Raw genomic sequence first — 19,478 nt, 5'->3', positions numbered from 1 at the left:
TTAAATTTTTAAACAAGTAATATTATTTTATGTGAATAATAATAACTTACTTAAAAATTGTTTAACTCTTTTGTAGCAGAATTGTATCAAACAAATCTTCTTTGTTTAATTATATATTTACTTCAGAAATAATTTAGACTAGTTTTTAAGCTGATTAATTATCTTTTGCTCTATCAATGATGCTTTCAGGTAATGCTTTTTTAGCTTTAGCACCCATTTTTTTCAATTTTTCAACACTAGTAATTAAGTTACCACGTCCGTCAACAAGTTTATTCATAGCAGCACTGTAATCATTTTTAGTAGCATCTATTTTTTTACCAATACTGATTAAGTCTTTAAGAAGCCCTTCAAACTTATCGTATAACGCTCCAGCTTGTCTCGCAATTTCTATAGCATTACGTTGCTGTTTTTCGTTATTCCACATGGTATCAATAGTACGTAAAGTAGCTAATAAAGTAGTAGGAGTAACAATAACAATATTTCTTTCGAAAGCTTTATTGTACAACGTATTATCTTCACTTAAAGCTACAGCAAACGCAGGTTCAATAGGAACAAATAATAGAACAAAGTCAGGTGACTCGATTTTATAAATATCCTCGTATTTCTTTTCAGATAATTGTTCAACGTGTCTCTTTAAAGAAATTAAATGCTCTTTTAAGAAAGTTGTTTTTTCTGTTTCATCATCAGAATTTACAAACTTTTCATAAGCAGTTAAAGACACTTTACTATCGATAACCATTTTTTTATTGTCAGGAAGATGAATTACAACATCAGGTAAAATACGTTTCCCTTCTTCATTCGTAAATGATTGTTGTACAAAATATTCTCTATCTTTTTCTAAACCAGATTTTTCTAAAACTCGTTCTAGAACTAATTCACCCCAATTTCCTTGAGTTTTACTATCACCTTTTAAAGCTCTTGTTAAGTTTAAAGTTTCTTTACTCATTTGAGCATTCAACTCTTTTAAACCTAGAATTTGTTGACGTAAAGCCGAATGATAATCAATGCTTTCTTTATGAGTTTTATCTACTTTATCCTCGAAATCTTTAATTTTCTTTTCTAAAGGATTTAAAATATTTTGAATATTCTCCTTATTCTGAACAGTAAATTTATTCGACTTTTCTTCTAAAATTTTATTGGCTAAGTTTTCGAATTCTTTGGTGAATTTTTCTTGTAATCCTTCTAATTCACCTTTTTGTTCTGTAAGCTTATGTTGTAAGTTTTTTAGATCAACATCTTGACGCGTATTGACTTTTATCAAACTTTCCTTCTCTGTTTGTAAAAACTTTAATTCGCTTTTTAATTCTTCTACATTTTTTTCAGAAGAAGATTTGTATTCAGTTAAAGATTGATTTCTTTCTTTTAAAGTATCTTTTTCTGTTTGAATAGTTTTTAATTCTTCTTTCAGAGTAACCATTTCACTTTCTGCAACAGTTTTCTGCTCTAAAAGCATTGAATTTCGTTCCTGAAGGCTAGAATTGTCTTTTTCTAGAACAGAAGCTTTACTTTTTTGAATGATAAAACCTACCAAAAAACCTATGATAATTCCTACAAAACCAGTTGCTAAAATGTATAATAGCTGTTCGCTCATCTGCATAAAATTTAAGAAATAAAAGTACAATAAATTATGAATTCTATTAAGAATTAGAAAAATCGTATTTAGAAATTGTTTTTTGTAAGATTTTCCAGTGATTTTTTAGTTGTCTTTTAATTTCTGGCGCTTCTAACTCTTCTGATGCTTTGTAAGCATAACGTAAATAATTACCTCGAAACTTCCTTGTGTAATTTTTTCCTTTAACGTGAATTTTTCTTGGTTTAACACCTTTAAAGCTATACAAACGATAGATTTTTCCTTTAAATAACGGTGCGGTGTCAACTAAGTCCTTTTCTTTAATTTTATCTACTCTTTTATGCTTTCTAGCAATTGATTGTTTCATATTTCTATAAAACTGTGCAAGGTTTTTTGACTTTATTAATGTTTGATATCCATAAAATTCAAACCCCAAATAGTTCAACGGAAAATTAAAAAGCAAAGAAGAGTCTTCGTTGATTTTATAAGACTGTAATCGATTGTTGTTTATTTTAAATAGTATTTTTTCAGTTTTATCTTCTGAAATCTCTAAGTCAAGTTTTTTAATTTCATTAGTTAGAAATTCTTCAACGAAATCAGTTTGATTTTTTTTACATAAAATGACTATATCATCAGAATATCTTCTGTAATATACATTATGCTTTTTAGTTAGTATATCAATTATAACCTGATCAAATGATAACATATATATATTAGCAAGTAAAGCACTAATTGGAAGTCCTTGAGGTATTCCTTGAAGATTATTTTTTGAATCTTTTTTTTGATTTTTATGAATTATTATATCAGAGTCAATCAGTTCTTTAATACTAAGAAAAAAAGTATCCTTACCTTTTTTTCGGTTATCAGCTAATCTTTTTTCATCAAAGTGATTATTTTTTGTTTTTAGATCATTAAGTTTTACATAAGAAAAGCGAGTTGCAGATTTAAAAATGTTATAATGATCTTTTGGTAGGGATTTATGCCCAAGTATTTTAGCCCAGGCTAGTTTCAATTTTTTATGATTTAAGCTAGGGAAAAAGTTTTTTATATCTAACACTATAGCAACACAGTTTTGTCTTTTTTTTATCTCTGAAAATACGTCTTTAGCAAAATGGGTGTTGTTTTTAAACTTTAGACCATCTTCTGTTTCAATTTGTCGATATGCTGTTATAGCTTTGGATAATTCTGGGTACTTGAGAAGATAATTTTCATATTTTGGTAAAATAATTTTTTGTGTGTAATATGAATAAATATGTGCATCAATGTGAGTTGCATATAATATTTCTCGAATCTTAATATTTGATTCTACATTACCATTTTTTTTGATCTTTTTATGAGATCGCCTTAATACTCCATTGAAGTTAGATTCTTTAAATCTACGTTGTTTTATTTCTTTAAAAATTAATGGAGAAAAAGAATGTCGAGATATTATTTTAGGTTGTTCAACATAGGACAAGATTTTTTTTCTCTGCGATAATGGTGTCTTATTAGTAAAATGGATATATCCTCGATTTTTAAACCAATCTTTTCTCTTTTCCATAAGTTTATTATCATTGAATAAAAGAGAAGTTCTCGCTCGGTTTTTTCAATTATAGACCTAACATCTTTAATAGATTGAGCCGTTAACCGAATTCTCGATTCCCGATGCCTATATACGTATATTTACCATTGGAGGTAAATTTATTGCTGATAATAATTAAATATGTACTTGAAATGAAATTAAACATCCAAATACTGGGAGGTTCATCACCTGTTCTAGTTGATTCAGGGAGAAACCTGACCAATCTTCTGAAATTAGCAAAGATTAAATTAATTGTTTCTTTGATAATTCAGAAATTATTCATCAATACTAATCCACATATTTTATTTAACCCCAATTCTAGGTTTGAATTAGTTGTAATTTAAAATTAACAAAAGCTCAAACAAATGTCTATAAAAATAACTAAAGAACTTCTCTATATTATTTTATAAATATATTCATTTAGTTATTTTTAAAGAAATTTAATTTAAAAAATGAAAAAAGATTATAAATTTTCTATTGGAACAATTGTTACATTGAAAACACATCCATTGTTATATAATCTAGAAATTAAAGGAGATGGAAAATTGATTCCTCCCTTTATGATTGTTAAAGAGATTTTTATAGAAAAAGAGAATAAAATTACACATAGCGAAGAGTTCGGAAAACAAATAGCAGATAAAATCAAATACAAATGTGTTTTTTTTGATGATGATAAAACGACTTTTAAGGAAGTTCTTTTATATGAAACAATGTTAAAGAAGTTTACTAATATTTATATTGCTAGGAAGGATGGAAAAATAAAAGATGATCAAGAAAACTATGAATCTTTAATACAGGAAACTAAAAAGTATAAGAAGCCCAAATACGAATATGGAAAAATTCTTTTTTTTAAAACAAAAAAGTTTGAGATACTTAAAAAAAGAACTTCTTTGAAAATTTTAAATACTGTATCTGAACCAAATGATAAAGATGGTGATGGAAATAAAGAAATAAGGACAGTTCAGTATGTGGTTAACTATTCTTCACCTGAGTTTATTTTGTGTAGTATAAAGACAAATGAGCTGAAAGATGATTATTATCCTGATGGTAAAATTAAAAGAAAAGTATCAAAAACTTTATTTAAGGTAAAATGGTTTAATTCTAGTCAGATGAAATTTAGTGATATTTATTTACCTAGAGAATGTTTTACTGACAAGCAACCTTTTAAATCAGAAGTAAAATATAATTCAAAGAAAAAAGGAAAATAATATTTAAATCCTAAATTTACCACTTTAACATGAATTAATGACACAAGCAATTTCTAAATTTATTTTCCATAAAATTTTAGGATGGAAGATCGTTGGAGCGTTTCCTAAAGACTTAAAAAAGTATATTATTATTGGAGCTCCACATACTAGCTGGAAAGATTTTCCAATTGCAATTTTAACTCGAAATGTAATTCAAATTCCGATTGATTTTGTTGGTAAAGCTTCACTTTTTAAACCACCATTTGGTTTTATTTATCGATGGTTAGGAGGTACGCCAGTAGACAGAACAAAAAGTAACAATTTTGTAGATTCTGTAGTACAGATTTATAATGAGAAGGAAGAGTTTAGATTAGCTTTATCTCCTGAAGGAACACGAAAGTATACAAAGAAATGGAAGACTGGATTTTACTACATTGCTAAAGGAGCGAATATTCCTGTTGTAATGTTTGCTTTTGACTTTAAAAATAAGCAAATCGTTGTTGCAGAACCTTATCATGTAACTGATAGTATAGAAAAAGATTTCGATGCTTTTTTAGAATTTTATAAAGACATAGTTCCTGCAAAACCAGAACAGTTTAATAATAAAAAGCTGCTTTAAAAAGCAGCTTTTTTATGTTTTATCCTTTATAAAAAGGTAGTTTTACCACCTTAGCAGGAATTTGTTTTTTACGTATTTGAATTAAGATATCAGAATCTACTTTAGAGTTTTCAATTGTTACATATCCTAAACCAATTCCTTTACTTAAACTTGGACTCATAGTTCCTGAAGTTACTTGTCCGATTACTTCACCATCAGTATTTACAATTTCATAATCTTTACGAGGAATACCACGTTCAATCATTTCAAAAGCAACTAACTTTCTATAAACTCCGTTTTCTTTTTGCGCTTTTAAAGCTTCAGCGTTTACAAAATCTTTTGAGAATTTTGTAATCCAACTTAAACCAGCTTCAATAGGAGAAGTTGTATCAGTAATATCATTACCATATAAACAATATCCCATTTCTAAACGTAACGTATCACGAGCTGCTAATCCTATAGGTTTAATATCCCAATCTGCACCAGCTTCAAATACCTTTTTCCATAAAGCTTCTACATCTTCATTCTTTACATAAACTTCAAATCCACCAGAACCAGTATAACCAGTTGCAGAAACTACAACATTAGGAATTCCAGCAAAATCAGTAATTTCAAATGTATAAAACTTAATAGCAGACAAATCAACTTCAGTTAAAGATTGCATAGCTTCAGCAGCTTTTGGTCCTTGAATTGCTAATAAAGACCAATCTTCAGATCTGTTTTCCATTTCAACATTTAAATCATTATGTTGAGAAATCCAGTTCCAATCTTTTTCAATATTAGAAGCATTTACAACTAACATGTATTCATTTTCTTGAATCATGTAAATAATTAAATCATCTACAATACCACCTGTGTTATTAGGCATACAAGTATATTGTGCTTTTCCAGGAACTAATTTAGAAGCATCGTTTGTTGTAATTTTTTGAATTAAAGCTAAAGCATTTTCACCTTTAAGAAAAAACTCTCCCATATGGCTAACATCAAAAACACCTACACCTTTTCTAACCGTTTCGTGCTCAACAGTTACACCTTCGTATTGTACAGGCATATTATATCCAGCAAATGGTACCATTTTTGCACCAAGAGCTTCATGTACGTGTGTTAACGCAGTATTTTTCATTTGAATTGTTTGTTTTAGATAGTTCAAAAATATTGAATACTTTTCAAAGACCTATGATCTTTTTAAGTATTCTGTTAATTTTTAGCGAAGAGTATTCATATTAGAAATGAAAAATTATATTTTAGAAATACAATATATTCGCAATTACAAAATTTTAAATGATGATAAGACAAAGAAGAATCCTTTTATCTGTGTGTATTTGTTTATTAAGTGTTACAATTTCTGCTCAAAACGGATTGTTTAAGCATAATCATAAGTTTACAAAACAAGATACATTACGAGGTAGTATAACGCCAGAACGTGAATGGTGGGATTTAACTTATTATCATTTAGATGTTACTGTAGATCCTGAGCAACAATTTATTAAAGGGAAAAATGAAATTCAATACACAGTTTTAAACTCTAATAAAACATTGCAAGTAGATTTACAACCACCATTAAAAATTACGAAAGTAGTTCAGGATGGAAAAGAATTGAAGTTTACTTCAGATATAAATGCACATTTTATTCATTTAAAAAAGAAACAACGAAAAGGTAAGACAAATTCTATAACAGTGTTTTATGAAGGAAAACCTAAAGTTGCGAAAAATGCTCCATGGGATGGTGGTTTTTCTTGGAAAAAAGATATGAATGGAAAACACTTTGTAGCAACTTCTTGTCAGGGTTTAGGAGCAAGTGTTTGGTGGCCTAATAAAGATCATATGTATGATGAAGTAGATAGTATGGCGATTAGTGTTCGAGTTCCGAAAGATTTAACTGGAGTAGCAAACGGAAGACTTAGAAAAATTGAAGAACATAAAGACAATACAACGAGTTATCATTGGTTTGTAAAGAACCCGATTAATAATTATGGTGTAAATGTAAATATTGGAGATTACGCAAATTTCTCTGAAAAGTACAATGGAGAAGGAGGGGAGTTAGATATGAATTATTATGTTTTAAAAGATAATTTAGAAGAAGCTAAAGAACATTTTAAAGATGCGCCAAAAATGATGAAAGCTTTTGAACATTGGTTTGGTAAATATCCTTTTTATGAAGATAGTTTTAAGTTAGTAGAAGTACCATATTTAGGAATGGAACATCAAAGTTCTGTAACTTATGGAAATAAATATCTTAAAGGATACAGAGGAGGCGATTTATCTGGAACAGGTTGGGGACTTAAGTTTGATTTTATAATTATTCATGAAGCTGGTCACGAATGGTTTGCAAATAATATTACAAACAAAGACATTGCTGATATGTGGATTCATGAAAGTTTTACAGCATATTCTGAAAGCTTATTTTTAGAATATTACTATGGAAAAAAAGCTGGATTTGAATATGTTATTGGTACACGTAGAAATATAGCAAACGATAAACCTATAATTGGTGTTTACGATGTTAATCATGAAGGTTCTGGAGATATGTATTACAAAGGATCTAATATGTTGAATACAATACGTAATGTTATTAATGATGATATTGTTTGGAGAAATATTTTAAGAGGCTTAAATAAGGAGTTTTATCACAAAACAGTAAGTACAAAAGAAATTGAAGATTACATTTCAACTACTTCAAAAATAGATTTTTCAAAAGTTTTTGATCAATATTTAAGAACAGTAATGATACCTAATTTCGAATATTCAATAAAAAAAGGGAAATTGAAATACAGATGGACTAATGTAGTGGAAGGTTTCAATATGCCATTAAAGATTTATTCAAATTCAAAGGAGATTCTACTTAAACCAACCCAAGATTGGAAAGAAATTACTATCGATACTGCATCAATAGAAATAGAGCAAAATTTCTATATTAGTAAAACTAAAAAGTAATTTTGGCTTACTTTTTGTTGACCTGATATTGATTATAAGTACACTAACTATTAAAAACTTATGTGTTATATTTATAGTTGACTAATAGTTAGTTATATTTTAAAACCCCAATATTAATAATATCAATTTCATAGTTTTATGAAGAACATTATTTGCATAATTTTTTTATGCGTAATACACGTATCTTTTTCTCAAACTGATACTGATTATGAAAAACAAGTTGAAAACATTACCAAGTTTATTAATGCCAAAGATGTAAAGAGTATTTATGATTCTTTTACAGATGATTTTAAAAAAGAAACGGCTTTCGATGGATTTGAAAAAACGATTTTAGATTATCATGAAGAATTAGGAAATATAGGAGCTACTGAGTTTTGGATGGAAGGAGAACAAGGTAATTGTTACCTATTAGAATTTGAGAAAGCTTCTATGGTATTAATCCTTAAACTTACTCCTGAATTAAAAATTTCTGGTTTTACTATTGATGAGTATTAATCGTTTGATTTTGAAATAGTAATATTAATGGTTCTTAGAAATTAGACTTTCATTCCTAATTTTAAAGCACTAATGCCTTTATAATATTTTCACTAGAGTTTTAATTGTAATTTCAGATAGTAATCAATACCAAATAAGTTTACGATCATGAGCACAATTCAATTAATTAATAATAGAGCTTTTAGTAGTGAAGTAGTTTCAATTTTAAAAGATATTAGCGATGCTTGGAAGTTAGTATTACCACCAAGTTTAAGATCACAGGATTTTACATATCCAATGGAGTTTGATGTTATTGTAAAAGATACTGAAGGAAATAGTTCAGATATTTATACACTACATACAGGTCAAAAATGGCATATTGTTCGTGGAGATAAAGAGAATCCGATTCAGTTAAAACGAATTAATAGTTATAACACCAACAACAGTATTACTTTAATAAATCAAATAGAAACAAGTACTGTTGATGTACATTTGTTTATTGGAGACGAATATTTTACAACTAGAAATTCTATTGAATTTAGAGAAGAAGCGAATTTACGTTTTAACAGTAAAGTACAATTATATTAAATAAAAAAACAGCATAACTAATTATGCTGTTTCTGTTTTATATTAATGAGAATTATGCTCTGTCGTACATTTTCTCATAAAGATCATTATAGATTTCTTTAATAATCTTACGTTTCATTTTCATTGTAGGTGTTAAATGTCCACCATCAATTGTCCATTGCTCTGGAGTAAGTTCAAAACGTTTAATACGTTCCCATTTTCCAAAGTGACAATTACAGTCATCTAATTCTTCTTGAATTCTAGCGATAACCTTTTCGTTAGATGCTAAATCTTTTTCAGAAGTAGCCTCAATATTATTTCTTCTTGCCCATTCACCAACGAATTCGAAATTAGGCTGAATTAAAGCTGTTGGCATTTTTTCACCTTCACCAACTACCATTACTTGTTCTATAAAACGAGACTGCTTTAATTTATCTTCTAAAAGTGTAGGAATTACATATTTACCACCAGATGTTTTAAACATTTCTTTAATACGTCCAGTAATACTTAAGAATCCATTTTCAACTTTACCTTTATCTCCAGTATGGAAATAACCGTCTTTTAATACCTGTGCTGTTTTTTCAGGATCTTTATAATAACCCATCATTACATTAGGACCTTTAACTAAAATTTCATCTTCTTCAGAAATTTTAACTTCAACTCCTTCAATTAAACGCCCTACGGTTCCAATCTTAAATCCACCATTTCTTTCATCATTTACAGAAATTACAGGTGAAGTTTCAGTTAAACCATATCCTTCCATTACAGGCATTCCAGCAGCAGCAAAAACTCGAGCTAAACGAGGTTGTAAAGCAGCACTACCAGATACCATAATTTTAAGTTCTCCTCCTAAAGCAGCTTGCCATTTAGAGAATATTAATTTACGTGCAATTCCTAATTGCTTTTCGTACCACCATCCGTTTGCTCCGTATGGTTGATATTTTAAACCTAAATCGATTGCCCAGAAAAATAATACTTTTTTAATACCAGATAACTCTGTTCCTTTAGCATAAATTTTATCGTATATCTTTTCATAAAGTCTAGGAACGGCAGTCATTACATTAGGCTTTACTTCTTGTGCATTTTCACTTAACTTTTCAATAGACTCAGCAAAAGTGATTGAAATACCACAGTATTGATATAAATACAATATCATACGTTCGAAAATGTGACAAACTGGTAAAAAGCTTAAACTTTTACCTTGACCTTGATGTAAAGGTACTCGTTTAGAACTAGCCATAACATTTGAAACGATATTATTATGCGAAAGCATTACACCTTTAGGTCTTCCTGTTGTTCCAGATGTATAAATTAACGTAGCTAAATCTTCAGGTTTTACATTTGCTTTTCTTTCTTCAACTTCTTGTTGATTACTTTCGTCTTTTCCTAATTCTAAAACTTCATTCCAGCTTTTTTCACCAGCGATATCATCAAAAGTAAAAACACCTTTTAATTTTGTGTTTCCTTTAATTTGATTTAGCTTTTCTATAATCATTTCATCTGAAGCAAAACAGTATGTAGATTCAGAGTGATTTAGAACGTATTCGTAATCTTCTTTTGAAATAGTTGGATAAATAGGAACATTTTGAGCTCCAGTTTGTAAAATACCGATATCACAAATATTCCATTCTGTACAGTTATTTGTAGAGATAATAGCTATTTTATCGTTAGGTTGAACACCTAATCTTAAAAGCCCACGGCTAATGGCATTAGCTTTATCAATATATTCTTTTGTAGAAACGGATTCCCATTTTCCGTTATATTTTGTAGTTAGTGATTTCTCAAGATTGTACGTTTCCAATTGGTAGTATGGAAAGTCAAATAAGCGCGTAATTTCAATCGACATATAAACCTAAAATTTGTGTGTTCCAAATTAAACAAATTAACTTGTTTAGACAAAAAATGTTTACCCTTGATTTGCTTGGTCTTAGCGAGTGGTTTTTAACATATGTATAAAAAAATCGGCCAAGAAAAATCTCTTAACCGATTTCAATAGTTAATAAAATCCCCAATCAACTATAAAGTATTAATAAAACGTAGGAGACTTTTTTATATTGTCTAAAATTTCTGTTAAAATTTTACAACCCTTAATAATTTCATCATCTGAGATTGTTAACGGTGGAGTAATACGAACTGCTCTTTTTTCGTAAAGAAGCCAAAATAGAATTAACCCGTTTTCTAAAGCGTTTAAAACTATGGTATTTGCAATTTCAGGATGGTCAACTATTAGTGCTAACATTAATCCTTTTCCTCTTATTTCTTTTACTAAAGGATGTTTTAAATGATCACGAAACAATCGTTCTTTTCGTAAAGCTTCTTTTTGTAAAGATGTATCTAAAATTTCATTCACAGTTGCTAATCCAGCAGCAGCAATTACAGGATGACCTCCAAACGTAGTAATATGTCCTAGTTTAGGATGATCTTTCAAGCAATCCATAATTTCTTTAGAAGAAATAAACGCCCCAATCGGCATTCCGCCACCAAGACCTTTTCCTGTGATAATTATATCAGGAGTTACATTGTAATTTTCGAATCCCCAAAATTTACCAGTTCTTCCTACACCAGTTTGTATTTCATCTAATATTAATAAAGCTCCAACAGATTCACAACGTTGTTTTACCTTGAGTAGAAAATCATTAGTAGGTTCAACAAAACCAGCTCCACCTTGAATTGTCTCGAGAATTACACCAGCTGTTTTTGTTGTAATCTTATCTAAATCATCTTCATTATTGAATTGTATAAACTTACTACCAGGAACTAATGGACGAAAAGCTCTGTTTTGTTCTTCTGCACCACATACACTCATTGCTCCAGCTGTATTTCCATGATAAGCATTATTTGCAGCAACAATTTCTGTTCTACCAGTAAAACGTTTTGCAAGTTTTAATGCTCCTTCAGTAGCTTCTGTACCAGAATTTACTAGATATACACAAGATAAACTTGGTGGTAGAGTTTTAGCTAAAGCTTTACAAAGTTCTAATTGAGGCTTTTGTATAAACTCACCATAAACCATTACGTGAGTATATTGATCTACCTGAGTTTTTATAGCTTCATTAATCTTAGGGTTGTTGTGGCCAACACTATTTGCAGAAACTCCAGCAACAAAGTCTAAGTATGCTTTATTATCATTACTATAAATGTAACTTCCAGATGCATGAGAAATTTCAATGCTTAGTGGGTGAGGAGTAGTTTGTGCTTGATATGTTAAGAAGTCTTTTTTCATTCTTCTTCTTCCTCTGTTTGTTCTAATTTACGTTTGTTATTTTCTTTTAAAAGCTGCGCTTTAGCTTTTTCTACCTCTTGATTTGGTTTTACCTTCGTCGGTGAAGCTTTAGTAATAGTTTTATCTCTCTTAAAAATGTCTTCCATTACTTTTGGTTGTTCATCTTCACGCCATAGAAATCCAGAGAATTTAGCTTCTTCCTTTGGAAAGTCGGATGGAGGATAAGTTTTTCCTTCAGATTTTTTAAAATATTTTGTTTGAATTACTTCATTATTTTCAAGCAAAAATTCAATATCACTAGCTATCTCTTTAGTAATAGTTTCGAGTTTAAATGTTTCTTCATTTCTATTATAGTATAAAGATTCAGCGTTACCTTTTACTAACAAAACACGTAAATCATTGTCTTCAAATTTCCCGAAAATATCACGTCCTTTAATTTGATTGAAATTTCTAGGATCTAATGAGTCATTTTCAATTACAAATGCATTCTGAAGAACACGTAACGAATCTAATTTATTAGTTTCTTTATGTGTTGTAAATTGAATACTATCTCCAGTGATTTGACTTTTTCCTGACCATAGAATAGGATTTTTAAACATTCGTGTTAATCCAATTGCTTGATTTGAATGTATGGAATCACATTTTCCTTGAAGATTTGTTTTGAAAATCTTTACATGATGAAAAGTTCGCACAACTCGATTGTCTTTTTTTCCAGTAACTAATATGGTATCACCATGCATGTAAAGTGAATCTTTTTCCATGATAGAAATAGCTACAGGTTTTTTAACAATAAACATAGAGTCTTTCAACTCGAAAATTTCAGCATAATTTCCTTTAATCACCATTTTTTGAACGGTGTCTATAATTTTTATTCTGTTATTGGCAGAAGCAAATCCTTTTCTTTTATCATAATATAGACTGTCTGCAGCAACAGTTCTGTCTTTTAAAAAGAGTTTTGCATTTTTTACAAAGTAGGAAATATCGGTATTGGTATCGAAGAATCCTTTTTCGGCGTATACTTTGGTACTATCCTTAAAGTTAAAAATAGTTGAAGGTCCGTATACATAAGCCAAGTTTGTATTTGTGTAATAATCTAAATGATCAGAATTTAATTCATTATCAGGATTAACAACATTAACTTGTGTTTGCGCAGTAAACTTTTTGTTTTCAAGATAATAAGTTCCTCTATCACTTTTTAAAGTATTTTTCTTATCTCTGATTGTACCTTTAGCAGGATAGAATAATTTTTGTTCTGTTCTATCGAAGTATAAGGTATCTGTTGTAAGTTTCATTTCCTTATCATTCACTTCAACATTTCCCCAAGATTTTGCAATCTTAGTATTTGCATCATAATTAGCAAAGTCTGAATACTGAATGATACTATCGCCTTGTTCGATAACAACTTCACCGATGGCTTTAAAAATATTTTGTTCTCTATATAAAAGAGCTCGTTTACAATCTAGCGTTGCACCTTCATGTGCTACTTTAACATTACCAATTAAAATGGTAGCACCAGGCCATCTTTTTTCATCAAAAGTTGAAATTTTAGAAGATAAAATTCTAATCTTCTTGTTTTGTGAGGCTACGTTTAACGTAAGTAATATTAAAATAAAAAGAAGTATTCTTTTCAAAATTTTTCAATTTAATGCACAAAAATAAAGAAAAGAACATGCCAAATTTCTAAATGATGTTATAAAATTAGTTTGAAATCCTATTTCTATTCGTTAAAAGAAGTCTAATTTTGCAAAAAACTTTAACAATAAACATGGAAAACTACTTCGATCTATCTTTAGAAGAGATGAAGTCTTATGGATATAAAATAGTGGATTTAATTGCTGAACATTGGGACAGCATGAATGATAAGAAACCAGTTCCGGAATTTAAAAACCGTAAAGAACTGGATGATATTTTTTTACAAGAAGCACCAGAAAATCCTACTGATGCTAATGAAATATTAGATTTTGTTATGCAAAATGTTGTGCCAAATAGTACAATTGCATCACACCCAAAATTTTACTCGTTTGTACCTGGACCGAGTAACTTTATTAGTACAATGTCAGATTCTTTGGCTACAGGTTTTAACATTTTCTCTGGAGGATGGTTAGTTTCTTCAGCAGCTGCAGAGTTAGAAATTGTAACAATTAACTGGTTATTAAAAATGTATGACTTTCCAGTTAAAAAAGGTGGAGGAATTTTTACAAGTGGTGGTTCTATGGCTAATTTAACAGCTTTAGTAACAGCAAGAAGAAGAAAATGTGGAGACGATTTCTCAAAAGCAGTAATTTATCTTTCAGATCAAGCACATTCTTCAAATATTAAAGCAATACGTGTATTAGGTTTTAAAAAGGAGCAAATTCGTATTATTCCTACTGATTTTGAATTCCGATTAGGAGTAAATAAATTAAAGAATGCTATAGCAAAAGATAAGCTAGAAGGTTTACAACCGTTTTGTTTTATTGCAAATGCTGGAACTACGAACACTGGTACTGTTGATCCTTTAGATGAAATTGCAGATATCTGTGAAGCTGAAAATATTTGGATGCATGTTGATGGAGCTTATGGTGGAGCTGCTATTTTATCAAAGAAAGGAAAAAGGATGTTAAGAGGAATAGAAAGAGCTGATTCTCTTACTGTAGATCCTCATAAATGGTTTTTTCAACCCTATGAAATTGGTTGTTTGTTAGTAAAAGATGCTTCTTGGTTAAGTAGTACTTTTAGTGAAAAACCTGAGTATTTAAGAGATATTGAAGGAAACGAATCTGAAATTAATTTTTATGATTACGGAGTTCAATTAACTAGACGTTTACGTGCTTTAAAATTCTACATGTCTATTAAAACTTATGGTTTAGAAGCATTTCGAAAAGCAATTACATATAATATTGATTTAACCGAACAAGCTGAAGATTATTTACGAAAGAGTAGGGTATGGGAAGTTGTTTCTCCTGCTACCTTGGCTGTGATTAATTTTAGATATAATCCGATTGATAAGCAATATTCTGAAGAAGAAATTGATAAAATCAATCAGCAGATTTCTAAAAAAGTTATGGATTCTCGTGAAGCTGTTTTTGTAACGACTGTTCTAAATAAACAAGTAGTTTTACGTATGTGTTTAATTAATCCAAGAACTACTTTAGATGATGTTTTAGAAACATTACATCAATGTGAAGGTTATGCAAACGAAATAAAATTATAACAAATAAAAAAGAGTTCTTTTCAGAACTCTTTTTTTATGAATTATCTTACGATAGTTTGTTTTCTATCTGGACCTACTGATACAATCTTAATCGGTACACCAGTTTCTTTCTCTATAAAATCGATGTAATTAACTAAGTTTTCTGGCATCGACTCTTTGTCAGTCATTCCAGTTAAATCAGCTTCCCAACCTTTAAATTCAGAGTAAATTGGCTCTACATTTTCAGGTTCAATATTATATGGTAAGTGAGTAATTTCTTCTCCTTTGTATTTGTAAGCAGTACAAACTTTTAAAGTATCGAAACCAGAAAGTACATCACCTTTCATCATCATTAATTGAGTAACTCCGTTTACTTCAACAGCATATTTTAAAGCTACTAAATCTAACCAACCACAACGTCTTGGTCTACCAGTTGTAGCACCAAATTCGTGACCAATTCTTCCCATAGTTTCTCCAACTTCGTCAAATAACTCAGTAGGGAATGGTCCAGAACCAACTCTCGTTGTGTATGCTTTAAAAATTCCGAAAACTTCTTTAATACGGTTAGGAGCAACTCCTAAACCAGTACAAGCACCAGCAGCTGTAGTATTACTTGAAGTTACAAATGGATATGTTCCAAAGTCGATATCTAATAAAGATCCTTGAGCTCCTTCAGCTAAAATCTTTTTACCTTCTTTAATTGCATTGTTGATGAAAGCTTCAGAATCAATGAATTGTAATGTTTTTAATTTCTCAATTCCTTCACAGAACTCTTGTTCTAATTCATCAAGATCGTACTGAATATCAACATCAAAGAAATTAAGCATTTTAATATGTTTTTCAGTTAATGCTTGATACTTTTCTTTCCAGTTATCTAATTCTAAATCACCTACACGCATACCGTTTCTACCAGTTTTGTCCATGTAAGTTGGACCAATTCCTTTTAATGTAGAACCGATTTTTGCTTTTCCTTTAGAAGTTTCAGAAGCTGCGTCTAGTAATCTATGCGTTGGTAAAATTAAATGTGCTTTTCTAGAAATTAAAAGCTTTTTAGCATAATCGATGTTATGATTATCTAAGTTTTCTAATTCCTTTTTAAAAATTACAGGATCAATAACTACTCCGTTACCAACTACATTTAAAGCTGTTTTGTGGAATATACCTGAAGGAATAGTATGTAAAACATACTTATTTCCGTCGAAAACTAGTGTATGACCGGCATTTGGGCCACCTTGAAAACGAGCGATGATGTCGTAGTTTTGAGTAAGAACGTCAACGATTTTACCCTTTCCTTCATCTCCCCATTGCAAGCCTAGTAATAAATCTACTGCCATTATATTTGTGTGTTGTTATGTGTATTTAAAGTTTAATTCGGTTTTTTCTTAGTTCCGTAGAAGTATAAAGAGTGGTTATGAATATCAATATCAAAAACCTCTTCAATAGTTTGTTTTATAATTTGGATTCTTGGATCACAGAATTCTTTTACTTCACCTGTATCGGTTAAAATTACGTGATCGTGATTTTTATCGAAGTAACTTTTTTCATATCGTGCCATAGATTGTCCATCGAATTGATGTTTACGAACTAAACCACAATCTAAAAGAAGATCCATTGTGTTGTATAGCGTTGCTCTACTCACACGATAGTTTTTATTCTTCATTTTGATATACAAAGATTCTATATCAAAATGCTCGTCGGCATCATAAATTTCTTGTAAAATAGCGTAACGCTCCGGTGTTTTACGGTGTTTGTTTTCTTCTAAAAAAGAAGTAAATACTTTTTTTACGATTTCTTGATTTTCAGCCGTGCTACTCATATATCTAGAATTTTACCAAAAGACAAATTTACGTTTATTTCTTGATAAAAAAAGTGCAGGCGTAAGGAATATATTTACAAAGTATTAACACGAGTTACTTTTTGAACTCCATCTACTTTTTTAATGTTATTAATAAGCTTAGTTAACTGGTTTCTATTCTTGACAGTAAGTGATATTTTACCTTCAAAAATCCCAGCATTTCCAGAGATATTAATACTGTTAATATATACATTCATATTATTAGAAATAATACGAGTAATGTTATTTACAATTCCTTTATTATCAACACCACTAATTTTTAAAATAGCAGAAAACTCTTGTTTCGTAGAGTCTATCCATTTAGCTTTAATAATACGATAGGCAAAATTCGACTGTAAAGAAATGGCATTCGGACAGTTGTTTTTATGAACTTTAATTCCATCATTAATGGTAACAAAACCAAAAACAGCATCTCCAGGAATCGGCTTACAACAAACAGATAATGAATATTCTAGTTTTTCTTCATCTTGTCCGAAAACTAAAGCATCGTATTTGTCAGTAACCTCTTCGTTGTCTGTTACATTCTTGTGTGCGTTTCTCTTAAATGGATTTTTTAAGAAACTCATAATCGGACTAGAACGTTGCGCAACAAATTCTTTTAATTGAGAATTATCAATAGCACCGTTACCAATTCGATAGAAAAGATCGAAACTTGTTTGTAAATTGAAGAAACTAGCAATTTCATGAACTAATTTCTCATCATAATTAATTTTAAGATGTCTTAATTTTCTAGTTAGAATTGCTTTACCTTCTTCAGCAATCTTCTTCTCATCAGCTTTTAAGGCAGATTTAATTTTGGTTCTGGCTCTTGCCGTCATCACAAAATCTAACCAACGAGAATTCGGTTTATTTGAAGCAGAAGTTAAAATATCTACTTGATCACCACTCTTTAATTCATAACTAAGAGGAACAAGTTTCCCATTTACTTTGGCTCCTCTACACTTTAAACCAACATCTGTATGAATTGCAAATGCAAAATCTAAGGCAGAAGCTCCTTTAGGTAAAGATTTTAAATCTCCTTTAGGAGTAAAGACATAAATTTCTTTTGCGTATAAATTAAGTTTGAAATCTTCAACAAAATCTACCGCATTTAGAGTATTATTTTCTAAAGTTTCTTTAAGTCTGTTTAACCAACCTTCAAGTCCGTTTTCACTTACACTACCTTGTTTATATTTAAAGTGAGCAGCATAACCTTTTTCTGCAATTTCATCCATTCTTTGTGAACGAATTTGAACTTCTACCCATTTGGCTTCTGGTCCAACTACTGTAATATGTAAAGCTTCGTAACCAGTAGATTTAGGTTGAGAAATCCAATCCCTTAAACGTGCAGGGTTTGGTTTGTAAAAATCGGTAACGATAGAATATATTTTCCAAGCATCGAATTTTTCATCATTAGAAGGAGGAGTGTATATAATTCTAATCGCAAATTTGTCATATACCTCATCAAAAGACACATTTTGTTTACGCATTTTTCTACGGATAGAAAAAATAGACTTAAATCGTCCTTTGATTTCATATTTAAAACCTTCTCGATCTAAAGCTTCTCTAATTTTAGAATTAAAAAGGTCAATGTATTTCTGTTGTTCTTCTTTACTCTCTTTAATTTTAAGAAGAATATCATTATAAACTTCAGGTTCAGTATATTTTAATCCTAAATCTTCTAATTCAGTTTTTATGTTATACAGCCCTAATCTGTGTGCTAAAGGTGCATAAATGTATAATGTTTCTGAAGCTATTTTTACCTGTTTATGCGGAGGCATAGCATCCATCGTTTGCATGTTATGTAAACGATCTGCTATTTTTATTAATATTACACGTACATCGTCGTGTAACGTTAATAGCATTTTCCTGAAGTTTTCAGCTTGTATAGAATAATCTTGATCTTGTTTTAACCTAGATATTTTGGTTAATCCACTTACTATTCGAGCAACGGTTTCTCCAAAAAGTTGCTCCATGTCTTCTACAGTGTAGTGTGTGTCTTCTACAACATCATGTAATAGTGCAGCAGCAATAGATGTAGCACCCAGACCAATTTCGTAAGCCACAATTTTTGCAACCGCAATAGGATGGAATATGTAGGGTTCACCAGATTTTCTTCTCTGATTAGAATGCGCTTCTACAGCTACTTCAAAAGCTTTACGAATTAACTTTTTGTCGTCCTCAGATAAGGTTTGATAGGTCCCTTTTAGCAAATCTTTGTAACGATTTGCTATTTCTTTATTTTCTTCCTCTACAGTTGCCGTGTACTTCATTTACAGGGGTATTTCTATACAAATTACTATTGTAAAGTGAAGTTACTATAAAGATTTGTATTACACAAAAATGTTTAAGAATAGC

General features: G+C 29.9%; 15 protein-coding genes. 6 read left to right on the top strand and 9 right to left on the bottom strand.

The window, feature by feature from the left end; translation table 11 throughout:
* Positions 1–154 precede the first annotated feature (154 nt).
* The gene (gene rmuC / locus Q1A15_RS08545; protein WP_299621744.1) at positions 155–1,591 is read right to left on the bottom strand and encodes a DNA recombination protein RmuC; all 1,437 of its coding nucleotides are present in this window, start codon (positions 1,589–1,591) and stop codon (positions 155–157) included.
* A 46-nt stretch (positions 1,592–1,637) separates the two neighbouring features.
* Complete coding sequence (locus Q1A15_RS08540; protein ID WP_299621741.1) at positions 1,638–3,110, bottom strand: reverse transcriptase domain-containing protein; 1,473 nt, start codon at positions 3,108–3,110, stop codon at positions 1,638–1,640.
* Between the two features lie 473 nt (positions 3,111–3,583).
* Between Q1A15_RS08540 and Q1A15_RS08535 the strand changes: the two genes are divergently transcribed.
* Together Q1A15_RS08535 and Q1A15_RS08530 are read left to right on the top strand one after the other, a co-directional pair.
* Complete coding sequence (locus Q1A15_RS08535; protein ID WP_299621738.1) at positions 3,584–4,339, top strand: hypothetical protein; 756 nt, start codon at positions 3,584–3,586, stop codon at positions 4,337–4,339.
* A 37-nt stretch (positions 4,340–4,376) separates the two neighbouring features.
* Positions 4,377–4,937, top strand: a complete 561-nt coding sequence (locus Q1A15_RS08530) for a 1-acyl-sn-glycerol-3-phosphate acyltransferase (protein WP_299621735.1) — start codon at positions 4,377–4,379, stop codon at positions 4,935–4,937.
* A gap of 19 nt (positions 4,938–4,956) precedes the next feature.
* Here Q1A15_RS08530 and gcvT read toward each other — a convergent pair whose 3' ends face one another.
* The gene (gcvT, locus tag Q1A15_RS08525) at positions 4,957–6,039 is read right to left on the bottom strand and encodes a glycine cleavage system aminomethyltransferase GcvT (protein ID WP_299621732.1); all 1,083 of its coding nucleotides are present in this window, start codon (positions 6,037–6,039) and stop codon (positions 4,957–4,959) included.
* Positions 6,040–6,200: 161 nt separating this feature from the next.
* Here gcvT and Q1A15_RS08520 point away from each other — a divergent pair, with 161 nt between their 5' ends.
* The 3 genes from Q1A15_RS08520 to Q1A15_RS08510 all read left to right on the top strand — a co-directional run bounded on the left by Q1A15_RS08520 (position 6,201) and on the right by Q1A15_RS08510 (position 8,912).
* A complete protein-coding gene (locus Q1A15_RS08520) occupies positions 6,201–7,850 on the top strand; it encodes a M1 family metallopeptidase (protein WP_299622128.1) in 1,650 nt (549 codons plus the stop codon).
* 138 nt (positions 7,851–7,988) lie between these two features.
* Entirely contained in the window at positions 7,989–8,345 is a 357-nt protein-coding gene (locus tag Q1A15_RS08515) for a hypothetical protein (RefSeq protein ID WP_299621729.1), read from the top strand.
* Between the two features lie 147 nt (positions 8,346–8,492).
* Complete coding sequence (locus Q1A15_RS08510; RefSeq protein WP_299621726.1) at positions 8,493–8,912, top strand: hypothetical protein; 420 nt, start codon at positions 8,493–8,495, stop codon at positions 8,910–8,912.
* Between the two features lie 52 nt (positions 8,913–8,964).
* Here the strand turns inward: Q1A15_RS08510 and Q1A15_RS08505 are convergent, their stop codons facing one another.
* From Q1A15_RS08505 to Q1A15_RS08495, 3 genes are all read right to left on the bottom strand, one after another.
* Positions 8,965–10,737 (bottom strand): long-chain fatty acid--CoA ligase, encoded by a 1,773-nt coding sequence (locus Q1A15_RS08505; protein ID WP_299621723.1) that lies wholly within the window; start codon positions 10,735–10,737, stop codon positions 8,965–8,967.
* Between the two features lie 180 nt (positions 10,738–10,917).
* A complete protein-coding gene (locus Q1A15_RS08500) occupies positions 10,918–12,114 on the bottom strand; it encodes an aspartate aminotransferase family protein (protein WP_299621720.1) in 1,197 nt (398 codons plus the stop codon).
* A complete protein-coding gene (locus tag Q1A15_RS08495) occupies positions 12,111–13,745 on the bottom strand; it encodes an OstA-like protein (protein WP_299621716.1) in 1,635 nt (544 codons plus the stop codon). The genes Q1A15_RS08500 and Q1A15_RS08495 overlap by 4 nt, the downstream gene beginning before the upstream one ends.
* A 134-nt stretch (positions 13,746–13,879) precedes the next feature.
* On the opposite strand from Q1A15_RS08495, the gene Q1A15_RS08490 reads away from it, so the two are divergent.
* A complete protein-coding gene (locus Q1A15_RS08490) occupies positions 13,880–15,307 on the top strand; it encodes an aspartate aminotransferase family protein (RefSeq protein ID WP_299621713.1) in 1,428 nt (475 codons plus the stop codon).
* Positions 15,308–15,348: 41 nt separating this feature from the next.
* Here the strand turns inward: Q1A15_RS08490 and Q1A15_RS08485 are convergent, their stop codons facing one another.
* From Q1A15_RS08485 to Q1A15_RS08475, 3 genes are all read right to left on the bottom strand, one after another.
* Complete coding sequence (locus tag Q1A15_RS08485; protein ID WP_299621710.1) at positions 15,349–16,620, bottom strand: adenylosuccinate synthase; 1,272 nt, start codon at positions 16,618–16,620, stop codon at positions 15,349–15,351.
* A 32-nt stretch (positions 16,621–16,652) separates the two neighbouring features.
* Positions 16,653–17,102, bottom strand: a complete 450-nt coding sequence (locus Q1A15_RS08480) for a transcriptional repressor (RefSeq protein WP_095072286.1) — start codon at positions 17,100–17,102, stop codon at positions 16,653–16,655.
* A gap of 74 nt (positions 17,103–17,176) precedes the next feature.
* Positions 17,177–19,393 carry a bifunctional (p)ppGpp synthetase/guanosine-3',5'-bis(diphosphate) 3'-pyrophosphohydrolase gene (locus tag Q1A15_RS08475; protein WP_299621703.1) on the bottom strand — a complete coding sequence of 739 codons (2,217 nt, stop codon included), beginning with the start codon at positions 19,391–19,393 and terminating at the stop codon, positions 17,177–17,179.
* Between the last annotated feature and the right edge of the window lie 85 nt (positions 19,394–19,478).

Source organism: uncultured Tenacibaculum sp. (assembly GCF_947495995.1).
Lineage (GTDB): Bacteria > Bacteroidota > Bacteroidia > Flavobacteriales > Flavobacteriaceae > Polaribacter.
This window is presented reverse-complemented; position numbering and strand designations above follow the sequence as displayed.

Bases quoted from the DNA above. Each gene is read 5' to 3' on its own strand.
- rmuC (WP_299621744.1), bottom strand. From the start codon at position 1,591: ATGAGCGAACAGCTATTATACATTTTAGCAACTGGTTTTGTAGGAATT.
- Q1A15_RS08540 (WP_299621741.1), bottom strand. From the start codon at position 3,110: ATGGAAAAGAGAAAAGATTGGTTTAAAAATCGAGGATATATCCATTTT.
- Q1A15_RS08535 (WP_299621738.1), top strand. From the start codon at position 3,584: ATGAAAAAAGATTATAAATTTTCTATTGGAACAATTGTTACATTGAAA.
- Q1A15_RS08530 (WP_299621735.1), top strand. From the start codon at position 4,377: ATGACACAAGCAATTTCTAAATTTATTTTCCATAAAATTTTAGGATGG.
- gcvT (WP_299621732.1), bottom strand. From the start codon at position 6,039: ATGAAAAATACTGCGTTAACACACGTACATGAAGCTCTTGGTGCAAAA.
- Q1A15_RS08520 (WP_299622128.1), top strand. From the start codon at position 6,201: ATGATAAGACAAAGAAGAATCCTTTTATCTGTGTGTATTTGTTTATTA.
- Q1A15_RS08515 (WP_299621729.1), top strand. From the start codon at position 7,989: ATGAAGAACATTATTTGCATAATTTTTTTATGCGTAATACACGTATCT.
- Q1A15_RS08510 (WP_299621726.1), top strand. From the start codon at position 8,493: ATGAGCACAATTCAATTAATTAATAATAGAGCTTTTAGTAGTGAAGTA.
- Q1A15_RS08505 (WP_299621723.1), bottom strand. From the start codon at position 10,737: ATGTCGATTGAAATTACGCGCTTATTTGACTTTCCATACTACCAATTG.
- Q1A15_RS08500 (WP_299621720.1), bottom strand. From the start codon at position 12,114: ATGAAAAAAGACTTCTTAACATATCAAGCACAAACTACTCCTCACCCA.
- Q1A15_RS08490 (WP_299621713.1), top strand. From the start codon at position 13,880: ATGGAAAACTACTTCGATCTATCTTTAGAAGAGATGAAGTCTTATGGA.
- Q1A15_RS08485 (WP_299621710.1), bottom strand. From the start codon at position 16,620: ATGGCAGTAGATTTATTACTAGGCTTGCAATGGGGAGATGAAGGAAAG.
- Q1A15_RS08480 (WP_095072286.1), bottom strand. From the start codon at position 17,102: ATGAGTAGCACGGCTGAAAATCAAGAAATCGTAAAAAAAGTATTTACT.
- Q1A15_RS08475 (WP_299621703.1), bottom strand. From the start codon at position 19,393: ATGAAGTACACGGCAACTGTAGAGGAAGAAAATAAAGAAATAGCAAAT.